Source organism: Phenylobacterium sp. J367 (assembly GCF_024699985.1).
Lineage (GTDB): Bacteria > Pseudomonadota > Alphaproteobacteria > Caulobacterales > Caulobacteraceae > Phenylobacterium.
Genome location: NZ_JAJONA010000001.1, coordinates 2,916,156 through 2,936,538, shown reverse-complemented (window position 1 = coordinate 2,936,538; position 20,383 = coordinate 2,916,156). Strand labels below are relative to the sequence as shown.

At 68.2% G+C, this 20,383-nt stretch carries 22 protein-coding genes and 2 pseudogenes; 11 read left to right on the top strand and 13 right to left on the bottom strand.

The features are described 5' to 3' along the window. Window positions 1–32 precede the first annotated feature (32 nt). The 3 genes and pseudogenes from LRS04_RS15740 to LRS04_RS15735 all read right to left on the bottom strand — a co-directional run bounded on the left by LRS04_RS15740 (window position 33) and on the right by LRS04_RS15735 (window position 2,077). Window positions 33–899: a 12-oxophytodienoate reductase gene (locus LRS04_RS15740; protein WP_308238156.1), complete on the bottom strand. Its 867-nt coding sequence runs from the start codon at window positions 897–899 to the stop codon at window positions 33–35. Window positions 900–939: 40 nt separating this feature from the next. Beyond that, a pseudogene (locus tag LRS04_RS26985) lies at window positions 940–1,065 on the bottom strand (12-oxophytodienoate reductase); the annotation flags it as partial. A gap of 190 nt (window positions 1,066–1,255) precedes the next feature. Next, window positions 1,256–2,077 carry a nuclear transport factor 2 family protein gene (locus LRS04_RS15735; protein ID WP_257817164.1) on the bottom strand — a complete coding sequence of 274 codons (822 nt, stop codon included), beginning with the start codon at window positions 2,075–2,077 and terminating at the stop codon, window positions 1,256–1,258. A 149-nt stretch (window positions 2,078–2,226) separates the two neighbouring features. Here LRS04_RS15735 and LRS04_RS15730 point away from each other — a divergent pair, with 149 nt between their 5' ends. The 3 genes from LRS04_RS15730 to LRS04_RS15720 are packed head-to-tail and all read left to right on the top strand — an operon-like array spanning window position 2,227 to window position 3,034. Next, window positions 2,227–2,652, top strand: a complete 426-nt coding sequence (locus LRS04_RS15730) for a hypothetical protein (protein ID WP_257817163.1) — start codon at window positions 2,227–2,229, stop codon at window positions 2,650–2,652. Beyond that, entirely contained in the window at window positions 2,649–2,792 is a 144-nt protein-coding gene (locus tag LRS04_RS15725) for a MaoC/PaaZ C-terminal domain-containing protein (RefSeq protein ID WP_257817162.1), read from the top strand. Before LRS04_RS15730 ends, LRS04_RS15725 begins: the two co-directional genes overlap by 4 nt. Then, window positions 2,789–3,034: a hypothetical protein gene (locus LRS04_RS15720; protein WP_257817161.1), complete on the top strand. Its 246-nt coding sequence runs from the start codon at window positions 2,789–2,791 to the stop codon at window positions 3,032–3,034. Before LRS04_RS15725 ends, LRS04_RS15720 begins: the two co-directional genes overlap by 4 nt. Before the next feature lie 40 nt (window positions 3,035–3,074). Here the strand turns inward: LRS04_RS15720 and LRS04_RS15715 are convergent, their stop codons facing one another. The 10 genes and pseudogenes from LRS04_RS15715 to LRS04_RS15675 form a co-directional block, all read right to left on the bottom strand. Beyond that, window positions 3,075–4,970, bottom strand: coding sequence for a CocE/NonD family hydrolase (locus tag LRS04_RS15715; protein ID WP_257817160.1), 1,896 nt, complete (start codon window positions 4,968–4,970; stop codon window positions 3,075–3,077). A 100-nt stretch (window positions 4,971–5,070) separates the two neighbouring features. Further along, a complete protein-coding gene (locus tag LRS04_RS15710; RefSeq protein WP_257817159.1) occupies window positions 5,071–5,952 on the bottom strand; it encodes a hypothetical protein in 882 nt (293 codons plus the stop codon). Beyond that, window positions 5,949–7,223 (bottom strand): TonB-dependent receptor domain-containing protein, encoded by a 1,275-nt coding sequence (locus LRS04_RS15705; RefSeq protein WP_257817158.1) that lies wholly within the window; start codon window positions 7,221–7,223, stop codon window positions 5,949–5,951. The genes LRS04_RS15710 and LRS04_RS15705 overlap by 4 nt, the downstream gene beginning before the upstream one ends. Next, window positions 7,183–10,623: a TonB-dependent receptor gene (locus LRS04_RS15700; protein ID WP_257817157.1), complete on the bottom strand. Its 3,441-nt coding sequence runs from the start codon at window positions 10,621–10,623 to the stop codon at window positions 7,183–7,185. The genes LRS04_RS15705 and LRS04_RS15700 overlap by 41 nt, the downstream gene beginning before the upstream one ends. 312 nt (window positions 10,624–10,935) lie before the next feature. Beyond that, window positions 10,936–11,160, bottom strand: a complete 225-nt coding sequence (locus tag LRS04_RS15695) for a hypothetical protein (RefSeq protein ID WP_257817156.1) — start codon at window positions 11,158–11,160, stop codon at window positions 10,936–10,938. Beyond that, the gene (locus tag LRS04_RS15690) at window positions 11,123–12,025 is read right to left on the bottom strand and encodes an MFS transporter (RefSeq protein ID WP_257817155.1); all 903 of its coding nucleotides are present in this window, start codon (window positions 12,023–12,025) and stop codon (window positions 11,123–11,125) included. Before LRS04_RS15690 ends, LRS04_RS15695 begins: the two co-directional genes overlap by 38 nt. Then, window positions 11,913–12,392: an MFS transporter gene (locus LRS04_RS15685; protein WP_257817154.1), complete on the bottom strand. Its 480-nt coding sequence runs from the start codon at window positions 12,390–12,392 to the stop codon at window positions 11,913–11,915. The genes LRS04_RS15690 and LRS04_RS15685 overlap by 113 nt, the downstream gene beginning before the upstream one ends. Before the next feature lie 64 nt (window positions 12,393–12,456). After that, window positions 12,457–13,746, bottom strand: coding sequence for a cytochrome P450 (locus LRS04_RS15680; RefSeq protein ID WP_257817153.1), 1,290 nt, complete (start codon window positions 13,744–13,746; stop codon window positions 12,457–12,459). Between the two features lie 67 nt (window positions 13,747–13,813). Next, window positions 13,814–14,203 carry an FAD-binding protein gene (locus LRS04_RS28080; protein WP_374576592.1) on the bottom strand — a complete coding sequence of 130 codons (390 nt, stop codon included), beginning with the start codon at window positions 14,201–14,203 and terminating at the stop codon, window positions 13,814–13,816. 199 nt (window positions 14,204–14,402) lie between these two features. Continuing rightward, window positions 14,403–15,557: pseudogene (locus tag LRS04_RS15675) on the bottom strand (FAD-binding protein); the annotation flags it as partial. A gap of 442 nt (window positions 15,558–15,999) precedes the next feature. On the opposite strand from LRS04_RS15675, the gene LRS04_RS15670 reads away from it, so the two are divergent. From LRS04_RS15670 to LRS04_RS15635, 8 genes are all read left to right on the top strand, one after another. Beyond that, window positions 16,000–16,578, top strand: coding sequence for a TetR/AcrR family transcriptional regulator (locus LRS04_RS15670; RefSeq protein WP_257817151.1), 579 nt, complete (start codon window positions 16,000–16,002; stop codon window positions 16,576–16,578). Between the two features lie 43 nt (window positions 16,579–16,621). Then, on the top strand, window positions 16,622–17,056 hold the full coding sequence (locus LRS04_RS15665; RefSeq protein ID WP_257817150.1) for a nuclear transport factor 2 family protein: 435 nt from the start codon (window positions 16,622–16,624) through the stop codon (window positions 17,054–17,056). A gap of 119 nt (window positions 17,057–17,175) precedes the next feature. Continuing rightward, on the top strand, window positions 17,176–17,343 hold the full coding sequence (locus LRS04_RS15660) for a hypothetical protein (protein WP_257817149.1): 168 nt from the start codon (window positions 17,176–17,178) through the stop codon (window positions 17,341–17,343). After that, window positions 17,300–17,992 carry a phytanoyl-CoA dioxygenase family protein gene (locus LRS04_RS15655; RefSeq protein WP_257817148.1) on the top strand — a complete coding sequence of 231 codons (693 nt, stop codon included), beginning with the start codon at window positions 17,300–17,302 and terminating at the stop codon, window positions 17,990–17,992. The genes LRS04_RS15660 and LRS04_RS15655 overlap by 44 nt, the downstream gene beginning before the upstream one ends. Window positions 17,993–18,027: 35 nt before the next feature. Further along, window positions 18,028–18,504: a nuclear transport factor 2 family protein gene (locus tag LRS04_RS15650; RefSeq protein WP_257817147.1), complete on the top strand. Its 477-nt coding sequence runs from the start codon at window positions 18,028–18,030 to the stop codon at window positions 18,502–18,504. 22 nt (window positions 18,505–18,526) lie between these two features. Further along, window positions 18,527–19,366, top strand: coding sequence for an NAD(P)-dependent oxidoreductase (locus tag LRS04_RS15645; RefSeq protein WP_257817146.1), 840 nt, complete (start codon window positions 18,527–18,529; stop codon window positions 19,364–19,366). A 20-nt stretch (window positions 19,367–19,386) separates the two neighbouring features. After that, window positions 19,387–19,710, top strand: coding sequence for a 2Fe-2S iron-sulfur cluster-binding protein (locus LRS04_RS15640; RefSeq protein ID WP_257817145.1), 324 nt, complete (start codon window positions 19,387–19,389; stop codon window positions 19,708–19,710). A 137-nt stretch (window positions 19,711–19,847) separates the two neighbouring features. Then, window positions 19,848–20,345, top strand: a complete 498-nt coding sequence (locus tag LRS04_RS15635) for a VOC family protein (RefSeq protein WP_257817144.1) — start codon at window positions 19,848–19,850, stop codon at window positions 20,343–20,345. The last annotated feature ends 38 nt before the right edge of the window (window positions 20,346–20,383 follow it).

Genomic DNA, 20,383 nt, shown 5'->3' with positions numbered 1-20,383 from the left:
CTGGTCTGGGTTGGGCCGTTCTGCGTGCCCCGTCAGGTCAGGATATCGAGCGCCGACTTGGAGAACGGCAGCAGCTCGTCGAACCGACCTTCCTTCACCTTCCGCGCCCAGGCCGGGTCGGTGAGCAGGGCCCGGCCCACGGCCACGATGTCGAATTCCCCGCGGGCCACACGGTCGGCCAGCGGCCGCAGGTCGGTGGAGACCGCGGTCTGCGCGCCGAGTTCGGTGACCGACATGGCGCCGGCCAGCCCGACGCTGCCGACGGTGATGGTCGGTCGACCGGTGAGGTGCTTGATCCAGCCGGCGAAGTTCCAGGGCGAGCCCGGGAACTCGATGTCCCAGTAGCGCCGCTCCGAGCAGTGGAAGATGTCGACGCCCGCGTCGGCGAGGGGCTGGAAGATCGCCTTCAGGAGCTCGGGTGTCTCCGCGAGCCGCGCCTTGTAGTCCTGCTGCTTCCACTGCGAGATCCGCAGCACGAGCGGGAAGTCCGGGCCCACCGCAGCCCGGATCCCCTCGATCAGCTCGACGCCGAACCGCGTCCGCTGGATCGCGTCGCCGCCATACTCGTCGTCGCGCTTGTTGAGCTCGCTCCAGAGGAATTGGTCGAGGATGTAACCGTGCGCGCCGTGGATCTCGACGCCGTCGCAGCCGAGTTCGCGGGCGCTGACCGCGGCGCGGGCGAAGCTGTCGACGACGTCGCGAATCTGCGCCTTGGTCATCGGCTCGTAGACCACCTTGCCGCCGGGCTTGAACATGCCCGACGGGCTGACGCTCGGGAGGTCCGGGTTCGGATAGGGGCCCGTGCGCGGATCGCGCATCACGCCCACATGCCAGAGCTGCGGGATGAACCGGGCGCCCGCCTCGTGAACCTCCCCCGACCACCCGCTTCCAGCCCTCAAGGGCGGCGCCGTGGAAGGCCGGCGTGTCCACATGGTACGAGGACACCGGATGGTCGATGGTCGTGCCCTCGCTGATGATCAGGCCGACCTCGTTCTCGGCGCGCCGCCGATAATAGGCCGCGACGTCTGGACCGGGGAACTGACCCGGCGACTTCCAGCGCGTCATCGGCGACATCGCGATGCGGTTCTTCAACGACAGGCCCGCCGCCTCGAAGGGCGTGAAGAGGGCCGCCAGCGCGGTCTGGGCCTTCGGATTCACAAGCTGCGACAAGGTCGGGACTCCCACCACGGAAGATTTACAGGTTCGCCGGAGACTTGCCAACCGGTCGTTTGGTCAATACACGCGCTGCGGGCCGTCATGCCGGCCGTGTGAGGCGCCGGTAGAGGCCCCAGCGGTCGCGGATCACGTGGCCCGCCGCCACCTGCCCGCCCGCCACCCGCACCAAGCCGCTCAGGTGGATGTGGGCGGGCCGCCCCGCCTCCGGGGGAAGATCCGAGGGGAAGTCCCCGGCGAGGACGCCGGACTGGATCGCGTGGAACGCTACCCTGTCGTCGCCCGACATGATCTCGAGGATCTCGATCTGGCCCTCGGCGATGATCGTCTGGAGCTGGCCGGTGGCGCGCGAGTCGTCGACCTCCACCCCCGGCGCGGCCAGGAACGCCCCTGAGGCGAGCCAGGCGGCGACCAAGGTCTCGGCCGCCGGGTTGGCGACGGATTCCGGGGTGTCCCAGGGCGCGATCGCCGGCGCCTCGACCCGCACCGGCTCGCGGGTGTCGAGCTGCCGTCGGCGAGAGAAGTAGTCCTGCTCGATGCTGCAGTGGGCGAGCCGGCCGTCCCTGAGGGTGTAGATGGCGATGCTGGGCCAGGCGGCGGCCGCGCCGCCGTGGCGGTTGGACGCGCCGTGCTCCGTGAAGCGGACGGCGACCCGATCACCCACGTGGACGAGCTCGTGCGGCGTGAAGGTCAGGCCCGGGAACTGCTCCAGCTGGCGCGCCACCGCAGCGCGGTAGTCGCCGTCGCGGCCCGCGACGCGAACGCCCGACGACGTGAGGGTGTAGTCGTCGGTCATGAATTCCGGGATCACCGAGAAATCGTGCCGGTTCACATAGTCGGTGACATAGCGACGGAACGCCGCAATCGCGGCGGACGCGCTCGTCCGGGTTTGCGGGTTCTGCATCTTCCCTCCCCTCTCGTTCTGCCCCGCCGAGGGCCGCTCGGCGGACGGTCTCTGCGCCAGTCGCCTGGAAAACTAGCTCAATCCCCGTTGCCAACCAACCTACCGATTGATTGCTTCGCTCGCATTTCGAATGCTATGCAAGCGGTGTCATGATCACGCAACGAAGCTTTCCCGGCGGGCGATACCGCATCACGAGGGCCGAGGACGCGGCCCTCCGCGAGGCCATCGGCGCGGGCCCCGATCCGGACGGTCGCGCGCACCCGATCTTCTACTACATCGCCTCCCAAGCCGAGATGGGCATCAGCGTCGCCGACCTCTGCGCGCTCTGCGATTTCGACGTCGCCGACGGCCCGATGATGGCCACCTCGAAGGTGGAGTTCGCAGACGACCTGCGGGTCGAGCACGACTACGACGTGAGCGGGGAGATCCTCTCCCTGGTGCGCAAGCCGAGCCGCACCTTCGGCGCGCTCGACCTGCTCACCTACCGGCTCACCCTCAGCGAGGCGGGCGGCCGCGCGGTGGTCTCCTGCGTCAACGAATGGGTGCTGCCGCGCCGGGAAGACCGCGCGTCATGAAGGCCGGCGACGCCCTGCCCTCGCGCGACCTGACGATCACCGCCGCACCGATGCGGGTGTGGGCCGAGGTCCTGCGCGACCCCAATCCGATCCACCTCGACAGGGCCGCCGCCGCGCCGCCGGCCTCGGCGACCGGGTGATCAACCAGGGTCCGGCCAACGTCGCCTATGTGATGGACGTCCTGCGCGAGAGCCTCGCGGACTACCGCCTGCAGGCCTTCCAGTGCCGCTTCCTGAGCAGCGTGCGCGACGGCGACCGGGTCGAGGCCGGCGGCGTGATCACCGCGGTGGCGGAAGACCGCATCGACTGCGAGGTCTGGCTGAAGCTGGAGGGCGGCGCCACGGCGCTCAGCGCCCAGGCGAGCCTGGTACGCCGGCCTTAGGGGCTGAAGGCGAAACACGCGCCCACCGCCGATCGGCGGCCTAGGCCGGGATGATCGGCAGGACCACCGAGGAGGCGTGCCGGGCCGAGCGGTGGAGGCTGACCACTGGCGCCGGGCTGACCTGGGGCGACGGCCCGGTGTCCAGGTCGCTGCCGGTGAGGGTCACGCGCAGGCGGTGCCCGGCCTTGAAGATGTAGGAGGTCGGGAAGAGCGCGAACACCAGCTCGTTCGGCTCGCCCTTGATGAGCGGCTTCATGTCCGCCTGGTGGCTGCGGTTCCAGGGCAGCCCCAGGAACCGGTACGGCGGCTCGCCCAGGGCCCGGTGCGAGGCGCGCAGGGCGCCGTTCGCCACATAGGTCGACACGCCGTTCGGATCGACGTCCTGGAGCTTGAGGAAGAAGTCGCCGTCCTCGGCGGTGGAGGTCACCCACAGGCGGGCCACGCCGTGACCGGTGACCTCCATGTCCGCCTCAAGCGGCTCCGAGGTATAGGTCAGGCCCTGGGCGTCGAAGCCGGCATGGTCGATGGGCGGCTTGCCGGGTTCGGCCGGCTCGCAGCCACCCTCGTAGTCGCAGTCGTAGCGCACCTGCAGGTCGTCGCGTCCCTCGGCCTCAGGCCTGGCGCGCGTCAGCCGGCCGTCGTTGACCGAACCCGCCGTGCCGGTCTTGCCGCCGGCCAGGAAGAACTCGGTGCGCCGCTCGTTGGCCAGCGGCCAGGCGGCCGGCAGGCCCTTCCAGGGTCCGCCGTTGCGGGTATGCGAACTCGGGATCGACGAATGGATCGCGGGCTCGGCCATGATGCCGTTCTGGACCCCCTTCAGCCAGTGGTCAAAGAACCGGTGGGCCTCGATGGCGCAGAGGTCGCGTTCCGTCTCGGTCCGCGCGCCCCCCGCGGCCCAGGGGCCGATCAGCATCTTTTGCGGCGTCCCACGGGCGTTGTCCCACCAGACCCACTGGTGGACGCCGACGTTCGCGAACCAGCCGGTCACGTGATAGACGGCGATGCCCGATTTCGCGAGCCCGGCGAAATGGCCGCCGTGACGGTTCAGCCAGTTCTGCTCGCCGGTGACCGGGTTTCGGCTGTCGCGATAGGGCAGCTTGCCGGCCGGCGCGGAATAGTCGTTCCTCGCCCTGTGTTCGGCCAGGGCGGCGTTCAGCAGCGACTTGTCCGCGTCGGCGTCCACAGGTCCGTTGTTCGGATCGGTGTCGATCCGCGCCAGCATGGTCGCGAACCCGGCCTGAGACGTCCGCGCGATCCCGCCGGGATGCACCGTCCAGTACCAGTCGAAGGGCGAGACCTCCGGCATGATCGCCCTGAGGTGCGGCGGTCGCGTCGCCGCAACCCGCAACTGCATCTCGCCCTCGTACGAGGCGCCGAACATGCCCACCTTGCCGGTGCACCAGGGCTGCGCCGCCAGCCACTCGCTGACGTCATGGCCGTCAGTCGCGTCTATCGGATCGCTCAGCTCGCTTCGCGAGCCGAACGACGCCCCGGTCCCGCGACGGTCGACGGAGGCGATCACGTAGCCGTGGCGGATCAGGGTCTTCGAACTCTTGGAGATATAGGACGCAGTCGGGCTGTCGCGCCCGCCCATCAGAGTGGCGGCAACGCCGTCCGGCTGCATGACGGCGCGCTGATACCTCTTCGGCTGCCAGACCACCGGCAGCGGCTCGGTGTGCAGGGCCTTGCTGCGGGTAGGCCGGTAGATGTCCACGGCCAGCCGTGTCCCGTCGCGCACCGGAACATAGAGGGAGGTCCGCACCCAGCCGTCGTAGGCCGCGGTCGAGTAGCCGCTGTACGCACCGAAGCGCGAAACCCGCTCGGCCGCCGGGGCGGTCGCGGGAAGCGCGCCCAGGAGGCCGAAGGCGGCGCCCGTGCGAAGCGCTGTGCGCCGGTGGAGCCCCTGGCGCGCGGCCGGTCCCTGGTCGTGTGTCATGGACGATCCTCCCTTGGCAGCCTGTTCTTGGACGGCCCCGCGCGTGCGCGGCGCGGGGCCGCCTGGCCTGGCGACGCGGAGCACCCGCGCCCCTCCGGGCTCAGAAGTCGTACTTGAGGCCCACGAGCGCCATCCGGGGCTCGTTGGCGCTCGGCGCGCCCGTGCCGCCGCTCACGAAGGTGTCGGCGGACCCCACGCGATAGAGCTCCTTCGTGAGGTTGGTGACCCGCAGATAGGCGCTCACGTTCGAGCCGCGGATCCGGCGCCAGTCGGCGCTGAAGTCGACCATGGTGAAGGGCTGATAGGCGTAGGCGTCCAGGCCCGACTGCGGCCCCATCCAGCTCTGCACCACGAAGGGCGTTACGCCGGCGAAGTTGGACGGGCCGAAGTCGAGGCCGGTCTCGCCCTCGCTCCGGTAGATGTTGAACCCAGCGGTTATCTCCTCGCCCAGCCAGGGCTCGAAGCGGAACTCGGGCCGCAGGGACCAGGTGAGCGGCACATTGAAGCGCGGTGGCCGGAAGGTGTAGGTCTGGGCCGGCCGGCCGACCGGGGCGATGGTCAGCACGCCCTTCGCGTGGTCGATGTTGATCGGGGTGTCCGCGGGAAGCCCGTCGCACGTCCCGCCCGGCACCTGACGCCAGGTCTGGTTCCGGCAGAACGAGGTCTCGGTGTATTTCGTGTAGCGGTTCCGTTGGTAGGACAGTTGTCCACTGATGGAGAACCAGGGCGACGGGTTGATGGTCGTCTCGAACTCCAGGCCCTTGAAATCGGCCTCGCCGCCGTTGACCTGGACCAGCGTGATGCCGCCGCCGAAGCGGGTCTGGGTCTGGATGTCGGAGTACCAAATCTTGTACGCGGCCAGATTGGTCCGGCCGGTGACCTCGCCGATCCGCCAGTCCGCCTTCACGCCCAGCTCAACGTCCCTGAGGCTCTCGGGCTTGTATTCCCTCTGGGGATCGTCGGCGGGAAGCGCCGCGTTCACGCCCCCGGCTTGAAGCCCTTGCGATGGGCCAGGTAGACGAGCGTGTCCTCATTGACCTTCCAGTCGGCGGTCAGCGTGTAGGTGAGGGACTTGTAGCCCGGCGCGACCGCGCGGGTGACCTGCGCTTGCTCGTACTGGCGCGGCTCGGCGACCGGCAGGGGCAGGACCGCGGTCCCGCCACCGCTGCCGCGATAGGTCACGAGCGTCGTCTGGAACGCGGCGGTCTCGGTCACGGCCTCGTCGATGATCGAGCGCCTGACGCCGGCGGTGAGGTTCAGGGAATCGGTCAGGGCGAAGGTGCCCTGGGCGAAGACCGCGTCTGACTTCCGCGAGAAGCGCGTCAGGAAGAAGCAGGGGGTCGGCGCCCCGGCCGCGGCGCAGGCCGCCGGCGTGGCGTTCCCCGCCGCGATCGCCGCGTTCTGGATGATCTGGACGCGCGATCCGCTGGCCTGCGGATAGGGATAGTCCCCGTAGAAGTCGCCTGGCCGGTCCTCGCGGTGGAAATAGCCGAACTGCATCTGCAGCCGTCCATCCCACACGTCGCCGACCAGCTGCACCTCGTTGGTCCACAGCCGGTTGTTCCAGCCATTGTCCAGGGTGTCGTAGTTGGCGTCATAGCCGTTGGTGGAATCGGTGTTCTTGAAGCCGGTGATTTGCAGGAAGGGCGCGTCGGTGCCGTCGTAGTTGGCCGCCCCGCCGCTCCGCTGCGGAATCCAGCGGACCCCGAAGATGTTACGGACATACCAGCTGTCGGTGATGTCGAAGCGGGTCTGGTTGACGATCCCGGCGGAGACCCGGTCGATCCGCTGATCGAGATCCGACCAGACCTCATATGGGCCGGCGGCGGTCTGCCGCGCCAGCTGCTGGAGCGCGATCTGCGACCAGCTGAGCCCGGGCGGGGGCGCGGCGCCGGTGAAGAACTCGAAGGCCGCCGCGGTAGTGGGATTGGCGGCGGGGACGGTGTTGCGCAAGGCGGCATTTATGAATCGCGGATCGGTATAGCTGATCGGCTGGACACCTCCGTTCGACCTGTCCCGCTGGTAGATCGCCACGGTGTAGTTCTCGAGCCGCTCAACCGGCTTCAGGACCAGCGATCCACGCAGGTAGAGCTGGTCGACGTCGCCGACCTTCTCGGTCCCGCCGAACGAATAGTGCGCGGTCGCATAGCCCTGGCGCTTCCGGTACTGGCCGGCGACGCGGAACAACACCTTGTCGTCGAGGAAGGCGTTCTCATAGGCGCCGGTGAGCTCGTGATAGCGGTGGTTGCCCACCTCGCCGCTGATGTAGCCCCCCGGTCTCGCCGCTCGGCTTGCGTGGCGTGTAGAGCAGCGCGCCGCCCGTGGTCGTGTCGCCAAAGAGCGTGCCCTGTGGCCCCTTCAGGACCTGGAGGTTGACCAGGTCGAAGCTCGACGTGAACATGCCCGGCGCGTCGGCGAAATAGGTGGCGATTGAGCCGAACGCCGTATTGCGGGTCGAGGTGAAGCCCCGGATCGTCACCTGGCACATGGAGCCGCCGGTCAGCGAGCCGCTGACGCAGCCGTTGATCTGCAGGCCCGGGGCGAGCTTGTTCAGGTCGCTGACATTGTCGACGACGAGCGCGTCGAGCCGGGTCTGGCTCAGCGCCGTGACGGCCAGCGGCACCTCCTGGATGTTCTCCTCCACCCGTCGGGCCGTGACGACCACGTCGCCGATCTCCACCGGCTCGGACCTGCGGGGCGCAGGCGCGGCCTGGGCCGCCGCCTCCCCGCTCCACGCCACGGCGCCGGCGACGACGAGCAGGCTCAGTCTGAGTTTCGATGATCTGACGGCGATCCGCCGCAGGCGCTTGGCTGCCACGTCAACCCTCCCCGTGATGGGCCGGACGGATCGCCGGCCAGATGCGCTTTCCACGCTTGGGGAGATGAGGCGCCAAAAAACGGCGTTTGGCAACTGAAACTGACAAACGGTTGGTAAAACGGCGTCAGAAAAAGGGGGCGCGCGGCGGAAGCCGCGCGCCCAGGCGACAGCCGTCAGAAGTCGTAGCGCAATCCCATCAGCACCATCCGGGGCTCGTTGTTGGTCGGCGCCGAGGTGCCGCCGCTGACGAAGGTCCCCGCGTCGCTCACACGGTAGCGCTCGTTGGTCAGGTTGGTGACATGCAGGTAAGCGCTGACGTTCGAGCCGCGGATGTGCTTCCAGTCCGCGTGCAGATCGACATTGGTGTATTTCGGGAAGCTGTACATATCGAGGCCCGACACCGGGCCGCTCCACGATTCCACGACGAACGGCGCGACACCCGCGAAGTTCGACGGGCCGACGCCGACGCCGGTCTCCCCCGTCGCTGTGGTAGATGTTGAGGCCCACGGTAATCCGCTCGTTCAGCACGCTCTCGAGATTCAGCTCGGGCCGGATCGACCAGGTCAGCGGGATGTTGAAGCGGTCCGGGCGGAACGTGTAGACGCGCTCCGCCTGGCCCGCGGGCTGGATCTTGAGCACGCCGTTGGCGTGGTCGATGACGATGGGCGTGTTGGTCGGCAGGCCTTCGCAGGAACCGCCCGGCACGGCGCGCCAGAGCTGGTTCGCGCAGAATGTGGTCTCGGTGTACTCGGTGTAGCGGTTCTTCTGGTAGGCGACGTGGCCGCTGACCGAGAACCAGTCGGTCAGCACCACCGTGGTCTCCAGCTCCAGGCCCTTGAAGTCGGCCTCGCCGCCATTGACCGTGATCGGCTGCAGGCTGGTTGGAATGCGGGTCTGGGTCTGGATGCTGGAGTACCAGTCCTTGTAGACTGCCAGGTTCGTCCGCCCGCGCAGGCTCCCGATCTCCCAGTCCGCCTTCACGCCGAGCTCGAGGTCCTTGAGGCTCTCCGGCGCGAACTGCGCCTGCGGGTCGCCCGTCGGCAGGGTGGTGTTGAGGCCGCCCGGCTTGAACCCCTTGCGATGGGCCAGATAGACCAGGATGTCGTCGTTCAGCTTGTAGTCGGCAGTCACCGAATAGGTGGTTGATTTGAAGCCTGGCGCATTGGTCCGGGTCGTCGGAACGTTCGCGTACTGCTGCGGGTCCGGCGTCGGCAGCGGCAGCGTCGCCGTGCCGCCGCCGACGCCGCGGTAGGTCACCAGGGTCGGCTGGAAGATGGCGCTTTCGGTGACCGACTCGGCGGTCTTGGTCCGTCGCACGCCGGCTGTGATGTTGAGCTGGTCTGTGACCGCGAAGGTCGCCTGGCCGAAGACCGCGTCCGACTTGCGGGAGAAACGGCTCAGGCGCACGCAGGGCGCGGGCGCCGGGATCGCCGCACAGGCGGCGTCGGTGAGCCGGCCGTTGTTCATGGCGGCGTTCGTCACCACCAGCTGGGTCGCCGGTCGCGGGAACGGATAGGGGAAGAAGCCAACGTAGTCGCCGGGCCGGTCCTCACGGTGGAAGTAGCCGGCCTGCGCCTGCACGCGGCCCTCCCAGAAGTCCCCGACGACCTGGATCTCGTTGGTCCACTGACGGTTGTCCCAGCCGTTGTCGACCACCGCATAGCCGCCGTCGTAGGCATTGGCCGCGGTCGGAGGACGGAAGCCGTTCTGCTGCAGGATCGGCGCGTCGGTGCCGTCGTAGTTCGCCGCCCCGCCCACCTGCTTCGGGATCCAGCGGAGCTGGTAGATATTGCGGATGTAGAGGTTCTCGCTGATGTCGAAGCGGGTCTGGTTCACGATGCCCGCGGATTCCCGCAGGTAGAAGCCGTTCACGTCGCTCCATATCTCGTTGGGACCGGCCGCCGTCTGGCGCGCCAGCGCAGCGAGCGCGATCTGCGACCAGCTGAGGCCGGCCGGCGGGGCGGCGCCGGAGAAGTACTCGTAGGCCGCCGCGGTGGTCGGGTTGGCGCTCGGCACCGCGTTGCGCACCGCGGCCGAGAAGAACCGGGGATCGGTATAGATGATCGGGCCCACGCCGCCGGCCGAGCGGTCCTTCTGCCAGAGCGCGACCGTGTAGTTCTCGAAGTTGTCGAAGGGCCTGAGGACCAGCGAGCCGCGCAGGTAGAGCTGGTAGGTGTCGTTGGCCTTGTAGTCCTCGCTCCGCGGCGCGTGGACCGTCACATAGCCGTCGCGCTCGCGGTACTGGCCGGCGACCCGGAACATCACCTTGTCGTCGAGCAGGGCGTTCTCGTAGGCGCCGGTCACCTCGCGGTAACTGTAGTTTCCGGCCTCGGCGCTCACAAAGCCGCCGGCGTCGCCGTTCGGCTTCTTCGGCGTGTAGAGCAGCGCTCCGCCGGTGGTGGTGTCGCCGAACAGCGTCCCTTGCGGGCCCTTCAGGACCTGGATGCTCTGCAGGTCGTAGGTCGAGGTGAACATCCCCGGCGCGTCGGCGAAGTAGATGGCGATGGCGCCGAAGTCCGTGCCGCGCGTCGACGAGAAGCCGCGGATGTTGATCTGGCAGGCGTTGCCCCCGGACAGGCCGCCGCTCGAGCAGCTGTTCACCTGCAGGCCAGGCGAGAGCTTGGTCAGGTCAGTCGTGTTGTCCACGACCAGGGCGTCCAGCTTGGTCTGGCTGAGCGCCGTGACCGCAAGCGGCACCTCCTGGATGTTCTCCTCGACTCGCCGGGCGGTGACGACCACGTCGCCGAGCTCGACCTCGCCGGCCGGCGGGGCGGTCTGGGCATGGGATGCGCCCCCCGCCGTCAAGGCGGCGACGCTGGACGCCAACAGCAGCATGAGCCGCGCCTTGGGATGGACCTCCGCGCCTGCGGAACCGGTATTGCCGCTACCTCGGTGGACCAATGTTACCTCCCCTGTGTTCTTCTTGGCTGAAGCACGATCGTCGCCCGATGGACGCGCCGTGGCTTGACGCTAGATACGGCTGCGCCCGCCGCATTGGCAACTCTAAACTGACAATCGTTTGGTAGTTGCGCTGAAAGCCCTTAGGGCTCCTGCCGGGTTTGCAGACGCCATGGATCGGCAGGGCGCGTAGCGTGCGTCCGCGGCGACGCGGCCGGACGCCCGGTGTGGATGGCCGTCGCCGCCGCTTCAGACCGACGTCGACTCCACCCCGGCGCGGGCGTCGATCGCCGCGCGGAGTTCCGCCTGTCGCTTGGAGCCCAGGGGAAAGTTCCACAGCAGCAGCCCCGCCAGCACCACGGGGACGGTCGGCGCGAGGGCGAAGGCGATCCGCACGGCGTCAATGGCCTCCGGGGTGTTGTTCTTGCCGGTGGGATCAAAGCCGACCGCCTGCAGGACAGGGAAAATCGCCATGACCACCAGGGCCGGGCGCCGCCTTGGTGGTGGTCTCCAGGACGGCGAAAAACGCGCCGGTCTGCTGCTTGCCCGTGAGCACGGTGTCGGAGTCCACGACGTCCACCATGATGGAGTGCATGAGGAAGTTCGGCCCGGCGTTCATCACCCCGTTCATGGCGATGGCGATGATGAAGAAGACCAGCTGGTCGGGTCCCCAGAACATCATGCTCGCCTGGGAGCAGCCATAGAGGAGCACCGATATGGCCAGCAGCCGGTGTTTCTCGCGGCCCTTCGCCAGCCGCATCCAGATCGGCGTGCTGAGGAGGGTCGCTCCGTAGACGAACAGCAACAGGGTCGCGGTGAAGCCCGGCGCCTTCATGATGTAGCTGACGTAGAAGACGAACAGGGCCCCCTTCACCGCCGTCGGGCCAGCCTGCAGGAGCTCCACCAGCAGTATGCGGCCGAGGTACTTGTTGCTCACCATGCGTCCCAGCGTCAGCCACAGGTCGCCCAGCGTGAACTTCGGCGCCGCCGCCGCGGGGTTGGCGTCCGCCGGCTTCTCCGGCACCGCCATAACCGCCACCACGGTGGTGAACGGCAGCAGGACGATCACCGTCCACATCAGCGCCTGCAGCTTGTCGCCGATGGACGCGTGCGGGATCAGCCATTCCATGGCGGCTGGAATCCCGAACGCCATGAGCTTGGCCAGCGCCGCGAACCCGGCGCGCCAGCCCATGATCCGCGTCCGCTCTGCGTAGCGCGTGGAGAGCTCACCGCCCCAGGAGATCACGTTGAGTTGCTGGACCGAGGTGGCGAGGTTGAACAGGATCGTCGCCAGCAGGACGTACCAGAAGGTGGGCTTCGAGGTGACGATCTGCGGCATGAACAGCATTGCGCAGGAGATCATGATGAAGGGGGGTGGCCCCGACCACCCAGTGCCTCCGCCGGCCCCAGCGGCTGGGCAGCCTGTCGGAGACGATGCCGACGAGCGGGTCCAGGACGATGTCCACGATCCGGGTCACGCCCAGGATGATGGCCCAGGTGGTCAGGGTGATGCCCAGCTCGCCCGTGTAGAAGGGCGCCAGGAATATGCCCATCGGCGCCAGCATCGCCTGCAGCGGGATGGTCGGCAGCCCATAGGCGGCCAGCTGGCCGGGCGAGAGGTTCTCGGGATCGCCCCGCCGGAAGAACTCGGCGACCCGGCCCCGCGGGGTCCGGATCTGAGGCTTGTCGATCGCAACTTCGGCCACGGCGTCTTCCCTATGCTGCCCCATCACTGGATGTGGGGCTTGGACTGTCTTCGCCCCGCTTGCCCTAAGGGGTGTCGAACTCGATGAAGAGCTTCTTGGGGACACGTTTCTGGAAGTTGTCGATGTTCTCGCGTTCTTCCTCGTGGCCCGGGGCGAAGCGGGGGTTCTTCAGGCGATCCAGCATCACCTCGAGGGCGATGCGCCCCTCGGCGAGCGCGATCGGAGAGCCGAGGCAGCGGTGGATGCCGCCGCCGAAGGCCATATTCAGCTCGCGGACGGAGGGGCGCTCGATGTCGAACTTGTCCGGATCGGTCCAGGTGTCGTCGCGGTTTGCGGAGCCGTAGAGCATCAGGACGAAGGCGCCCTTGGGCACGGCCACGCCGCCGATCTCTGTGTCCTGCATGACCAGGCGCGACGTCCACTGGGTCGGGCACTCGTAGCGCAGGGCCTCGTCGATGGCGTTGGGGACGAGGTCCCGGTCGGCGACCACCTTGGCGAGCTGGTCCGGATGCTCGATCAGCAGCTTCATCACGTTTGTGATCAGGCGCGAGGTGGTCTCGTTGCCGGCGGTGAGGATCAGGCGGATCTCGCCGATCAGGTACGGCAGGTTGATCTCGCCGTCCCGTTCGATCTGCGCCTGGATCACCTCGGTCAGGAAGTCGTCGCGCGGGTTCGCCAGGCGGTCCTGGATGATACGCTCGCAATAGGCCTGCTGCTCGGGCTGGTCCTTGGACTGCTCTGCCAACTGCTCGGCCGACAGGAAGCGGCGGCCGTGGCCGGTGCCGATCCTGTGCCAGCTCAGGAAGATCTCCCGGTCGTTGGGATCGAACCCGGCGAGCTCGCAGATCGTCAGCATGGCGAGCGGGTCGGCGAACTCGCCGCGCAGCTCGACCGAACCGCGGGACTGGAACCCGTCGATCAGTTCGTTGGCCAGCCGACGCAGGGTCTCCTCGCAGCTGTGGATGTAGCGTGGGTTGATCAGGCTACGGAGCGCACGGCGCTTCACCGAATGCTCCGGCGGGTCCGAAGAGGTCAGGCCGAAGGAGGTCTCGAGCACTCCGCCAGGCGGCTTCAGCTCCAGCTCGGCGCGCCGCTCTGCGCCCGGTGCCCACTCGTCCGCCAGGTAGGTCCGGTTGGAGAAGATGTCGGGCTGGCGCAGGACGAAGAGGATGTCCTCACGCCGCGAGATCAGGAAGTCGTTGCGGTCCGGGTACTTGTAGACCGGAGCCTCGGATCTCAAGGCTTCGTAGAAGGGATAGGGACACTTCGTCACCTCCGGCGACGGGAACTGGAACTCGGCCAGCGGCTTGCCGGCGGCCGCGCCCTTCTCGGCGATCTTTTCTCCGGTGGTCATGGCAGGTCTCCAAAGCGGGCGCGCGAGCGTGGCTCGGCGGCGAGAGGGATGGTCGAGGGCGGCCTCGTCATGATGCCCGGGCGGCGACTTGCCTGGCCGCGGGGGCCGCCGCCTTCGGCCGGTTCAGGCGGGCCTGCTCAGCGATGTCGTGGGCGGCGATCCAGCCGAACGTCATGGCCGGGCCCAGGGTCGCCCCAGGCCCCGCGTAGCTGTTGCCCATCACCGCGGCGCTGTTGTTGCCCACTGCATAGAGCCCGCCGATCGGCGACCCGTCGGCACGAAGGACGCGCGCGTTCTCGTCCGTGAGCATGCCGCCCTTGGTGCCGAGATCGCTGAGCACCACGGTGAAGGCGTAGAACGGCGCGCGCTTCACCTCGCCCAGGTTCGGGTTCCTGTACTTCGGGTTGCCGTAGAAGTTGTTGTAGGCGTCCTCGCCGCGGTGGAAGTCCTCGTCCACTCCCTCGCGGGCGAACCGGTTGAACCGCTCCGTGGTGGCCTCGAGGTTCTCCGGGGGGCACGCCGATCAGGCGCGCCAGCTCGCCGATGCTGTTGGCCTTCTTGACCATCCCGGACGTCAGCCACTCCTTCGGCATGGGCCGGCCGGGCAGGCCGCGGAAGAAGTAGTGATCCCAGGCGAACTGATCGAGGATCATATGTGACGGGAAGTGGCGCACGCCAGTGCGGTGCCCCTCGATCATCCGGTGACCGAAGTCCGTATAGGGGCACGACTCGTTGACATAGCGCTTGCCGTCGCCGTTGACGATGAACTGGTGCGGATACTGCCGCTCCGGGACCATCCCGAGGGCCTGGCCCGGAAGGAAGCTCAGGGCCGGCATCCACCAGGCGTCGTCCATCAGGTCGAGCGCCGCGCCGACCTCCGTGGCAGGGGCGATCCAGTCGCCGGTGTTGTCCGGGCTGCCCTGGGTGCCGGCGTGGATCGCATCCGGCTGATAGAGGGCGCGCTTCTCCTTGCTGCCTTCGAAGCCGCCCGCAGCCATGACGACCCCGTGCCGCGCCCTGATTCGGTAGGTCCTCCCGCCGCGCTCGGCCTGCACGCCCACCACATTGCCGGCGTCGTCCTGGATCAGCCGCCGCATCGGCGTGTTCAGCCACACGGGAACGCCCTCGTCGCGGAGCATCAGTCGCAGGCGCGTGATCAGCGCCGCCCCGCTGGTGATCATCTTCCAGCCGAGCAGATTGGCCACCAAGCTCCGCCAGCCGAGCCGCAGGAGCATCAACGGCCCCCGCAAGGTCCCCCACCTGAGCGTCATCAGGTCGTGCAGGTCGGCGCTGGTCATCCACATGCCGGGCGGCGTGCCTGCCAGGCGGCCGGCGCGGCCGTGGCCGCGGCGGGTCGTCATGTCCTCGCCGAGCACGCGCTCGTCGATCGGCTGTGGCCAGAGCCCCCGGCCCTTGGGATTCCCGCCGAGCTTCGGATGGTAGTCGGCGTAGCCCTTGATCCACAGGAAGCCCTTGCCGCCCTGGTAATAGGGCGTCGTCTCCATGGCGGCCGCCAGCCTCGGCGCCTCGGCGATGTAACGGCGATGCCGCTCCGGCTTCACGTTCGGCGCGATCGTCTGCAGGTAGCGGAAGAGGTGTTCGGGATCGTCCCCTTCCCCGAGGCGCTGGAAGAAGGGCGCGTTCGGAAGCCAGGCGCCGCCGCCCGACAGCGCACTGTTGCCCCCGTAGACCCCCGCCTTCTCGATGATCACGGCCTCGAGGCCGAGCTGCGCGGCCGTCCAGGCGGACACCATTCCCCCGGCGCCGGCGCCGACGACGACCACATCGACCGTCACATCGAAGTCTTCCATCCCCGTCTCCTCACCTTATTCTCCAGCCGCCCGCCGCAGGTGGGGGACCGGGCGTTCAGCGTCGCCGGGGAGCCACCCCCGCCATGGAGGCGGGAACATCCCGGTCACGCCGCGCATTCAAACAAGCGGAAGGTATTTTCAACCCCAGATGCGGTCAACGAGAATCGGCGGTGCGGCTACAGGGCGCTTCGAGCGGACGAGGCGCGGGCTCGCCAGCCGAACGGTCGTTGGAAAACGCGGCCCCGGCGTTCAAAATATTGCGCACAACCGGGAAATGAGCGATCTGAGGACCACGCCCTTACGTCATCCCCCCCGGATTCGGTCGACGGAAGGCAAAACGGGACAGAACTAGTGCGGTCGAATGGCTAGAAGCGCAGCAACTCTCGCAGATCCCGGACGCACTTCGTCTTATCGAAAGCCGCGCGCAGAGCGCTGGGAACAGTTGATCGAGGCTGCGGCCGACATCTTCTACGAAAAGGGCTATGACGCCGCCACGCTGCAGGAGATCGCCGAGCGTGTCGGCATCCTGAAGGGCAGTATCTACTACTACATCAAGACCAAGGCTGACCTCCGCGACCACCTCCTGCTCGATGTCCACAACCGTGGCCTCGAGATGATCCGGGCAGCGGCGGATTCGGACGGGAGCAGCCTGGACCGTCTCTCGGCGATGATCCGCGGCCACGTCACCTTCTTCTGCAACAACGTCGCCAAGACGACGGTCTACCTGCACGAACTCCGCCGGCTGGACGCCGCCGAGCGCAACAAGCTGCTGGGAGCCCACGCCTACCGCGACGTGTTCCAGCAGGTGATCGAGAAGGGCCAGTCGGAGGGACTCATCCTGCCTGAACTCGACCCGAAGCTGACGTCGCAGGCCATGCTGAGCTCCCTGAACTCGGTGTACCACTGGTATCGCTCCGCCCGGTCGCCCACGGTGGTCGCCGAGTACTTCGTGACGACGATCATCCGTGGCCACGCGACGGACAAGGGCATCCTCGCCACCTATGCGGGCCTCGCAAGGTAGGCCCCGCCCCTGGCCGGCCACCGCAATCGGACTCTCGAGACGCATGAGCTATCCGATCGAACTCTCTGAGGTCGCCGTCCAGCGGACGATGATCGCCAACACCCTGTGTCGGTACGCCTGGGCCTACGACTGGGACGAACTCGACATGATGGGCGAGTGCTTCTGCCGCGATGCCGAAGTGCTGTTCAACACGGGCCTGCGCAAGGGGCGCGACGACGTGGTCGCGGAGCTGGAGCGGCGGCGCGCCGTCTACCGGCCGAACGGCGACACGCCCTGGCACGTGAGCAGCAATGTCTTCGTCCGACCGGTGAACGCCACCCGCGCCGTCGTCGCCTCCTGGTACAGCTTCGGGGTGCGGCCCCGGGATGGGCAGATGCGGGAATTCCAGAGCTTCGGCTGGTATGACGACGTGTTCGCCTTCGAGGACGGCGACTGGCGCGTGCTCACACGCCGGATTCTGCGCGCCGGCGACCGCTGAGCCTCCGCGCGGCCGATGAAAGAGGCGGCAGGACGTCGCGCTATCGACCGAACGTTTGACAGATACGGGGGCGGAACCTAGGGTCTGGGGACAGAAGATACACGCCGGGAGGCCAAGGCATGAGCGAGACCCTCGAAGCTGTCCAGATCGCGCGAGAAGCGACCGAGGCGGAGGTCGCCCACTACCACGACAACGGTTGGGTGAAGATGGAAGGCCTGATCTCCAAGGAGGACCGCGGCCCAGATGCTCGAGCTCGCGAAGATCGAGATCCTCGAGAAGGCGCCTGACCAGGTCCGCGCCCACGAGCGCAAGGTATGGCGTGACGTCTACAACCTGGGACGCGACGACGGGATCGAGCCCTTCGCCACCCTTTGCCGCTCCAAGGTGATCGGCCGCAACGCCCAGCGGTTCATGCGCCGCGAGGTCCCGGTGGGCATGCACGCCGACATGCTCGCCGTGAAGATGCCAAGCGGCGTCGGCGGCAGCAGCGTCACGGGCTACCACCAGGACTTCCCGAACTTTCCGCTCGACCGGGCCGGACTGCTCACCTTCTGGATCGCGCTGGAGGACATGACGCCGGACCAGGGCGTGATGCGGTTCTTCTCCGGCTCGCACAAGGAGGGGCCACTCGGTCGCCGCAACCTCGAGCAAGACGAGCGGGGGCTGCTCGACCACTATCCGTTCGTGGAGCGGATCCACCCGCTTTCGCCGCCCATGAGCCTGAAGGCCGGCGACTGCACGGTGCACTCCAGCTTGGTGATCCATGGGGCGCCGGGCAACACGACCGACCGGGCCCGGTGGAGCTATCTGATGAGCTACTTCCCGGGTGACGCCTGCTGGACGGGGGCGCCACACCACATCTTCAACGCCGAGGCCGGCCTCGAGCCGCTGCAGCCCGTTCGCTCGCCCAAGTTCCCCGTCATCTACGGCGGCTGAGCGGCCAGGCCCCTCCCGCCGAGCTTCGTGTGAAAATGTCCTCTCCACCGGTCGACCCCTACACGCGCCTTCAACGCCTCGAGGACCAGCGCGCCGTCACGGACTGCATCCATTCCGTCTGCCATGTGGTGGACGGAACGGATGCAGCGGCCTGGCTGGACCTGTTCACACCGGACGGGGTGTTCACTTGGCGGGCCAACGACGGCGCCGCCCCGGCCCTGGACCTGCATGGGCACGACGCCCTGGGCGCGTGGTTCGCGCAGCACCGCAGCAACAATCCGGCCGGGTCGCAGATGCACATCGTGCTGCACCCCATCGTCTCGCTCGACGGGGACGCGGCGCGCGTCAGGAGCGCCTACCAGACCCTGCGCGTCGCCGACGGCCAGATCGTGGTCGCCTCCACCGGACGCTACGAGGACCTCCTCGTCCGTTCGCCGGACGGCGTCTGGCGGCTGGCGGAGCGCCACGCCATAGGCGCCATGATGCGCCAGGCCGCGCCGGCGCGCGCGTGAGCGACAGGTCCCGGGAAGAGCCATGAGCAAGGTCGCGATCATCGGACTGGGGTCGATCGGCGCGGGCGTCGCCAGGGCCCTCGCCCAGGGCAAGGGCGGGCGGCTCCACGAGCTGACCGGCTACGACGTTCGGCCGCAGTCGCTGGAGGAGCTTGCGGGCGTCCTGCGGGCGGCGGCGACCCCGGCCGCGGCGAGCGCAGGCGCCGACGTGGTGCTGCTCGCGGTGGTCGACGACGGCCAGGTAAGGGAGGTGTTGGAAGGCAAGGACGGCGTGCTGAGCGCCTCGCCGCTTCCCCGCGCCGTGGTCATACTGAGCACCGTCACCCTGCCGACCGTGCTGTGGGCGGGCGACACCTGCGCCGCACGGGGCGTCGCGCTGGTCGACTGCGGCGTGAGCGGCGGACCGCATGCCTTGGCGCACGCGTCGATCACCTCGATGGTCGGGGGCGACGAGGCGGCCTTCGAGATCGTCCGGCCGGTGATCGACGGCTTTTCGGACCCGACGATCCACTGCGGCCAGCTGGGCAACGGGATGCGGGCGAAGCTGGCGCGCAACCTGATCATCTACACCGACTGGATGGTGGCCTGGGAGGGCGCGCGCCTGGCCCGGGCCGCCGGCGTCCCCCTCGACAAGTTCGTCCAGTGTGTCACCGCCAGCGACCGCTGGGTCCGCCCGCACATGGGTCTGGTGGAGGAAGGTGTGGGCCTCGAGAGCGGCGCCAGCCGGCCCAGCACCGCCGCCGTCGCCGACAAGGATCTGCGCGCCGCCCTGGCGCTCGGCGCGGAGCTGGCCATGGACCTCCCGGCCGCCGAGCTGGCGCTGGCGAGATTCGGCGCCGTCGCGGGCGTCACGCAGCCTTAAACTCGATCCGGGGGTTCGCCTTGCCCAACGTTGAATTTCTTCTCGCCGACGGGGGCCGCCGGGTGGTGGCCGCGAAGGTCGGCGAGAGCCTCATGTATGCGGCCACGCGCACGCTCACGCCGGGCATCGTCGCGGAATGCGGCGGCAACCTTTCCTGCGGCACCTGCCACGTGTTCGTCGACGCCGCCTGGAGTTCACGGCTGCCGCCGAAGTCCGAGGAGGAGGAGATGGTCCTCGAAGGGGTCGCGGAGGAACCTACGGAGCACAGCCGGCTGTCCTGCCAGATCCGCATGACGGCCGAGCTCGACGGCATTGTTGTCCAGGTGCCTGCTTCCCAGCGCTAGGGTCCGCCCGGGACGCGGAGACAGGCTGACGCGGCCGACGGACCGGAGATTCGGCTTTTCAAGTCGGCGGGTTTCGTCCAATGTAAGTTTAACGACCAAACGTTTGGCAGGAACGCCAGCGAGACAAGGAGCAGGTCATGCCGAGTGGCCCCATCGCCCACATTTCATTCCTGGTGCACGACCTCGACAAGGCGGTCGACGACTGGAGCAAGATCCTGTCGGTGCTCGATCCCAAGCAGCTCGAGAAGCGGATCGTCCGATATGACGAGACCGACGGCGGCGGCGACAAGATGAGCTGGGCGACCTTCGTCTCCGACCACGGGGTCGAGATCCAGCTGATGCAGCCCGACCCGGACACCAAGCTCGGCCAGCGGCTCGCCCGCAAGGGCGAGCACATCCACCACATCTGCATCACCACCCCCGACCTTCCCGCCTCCCTCGACGCCATGCGCGCCAAGGGCGTCGACGTGATCGGCGGCATCAACCATGATCCCGAGATGCCCTGGCAGAAGTGGGGCTGGGTCGGCGCCACCACCGCCCACGGGGTCCTCATCGAAGTCGCCGCGCCCTATGAATCGCACGACGACGGCAAGTGGCACCCCGCCGGCGCAAAGGTCGCCGAACCCGCAGAATAGGCGCGGCCGCCAAACGGTCGCCGAACGGAGGATGATGA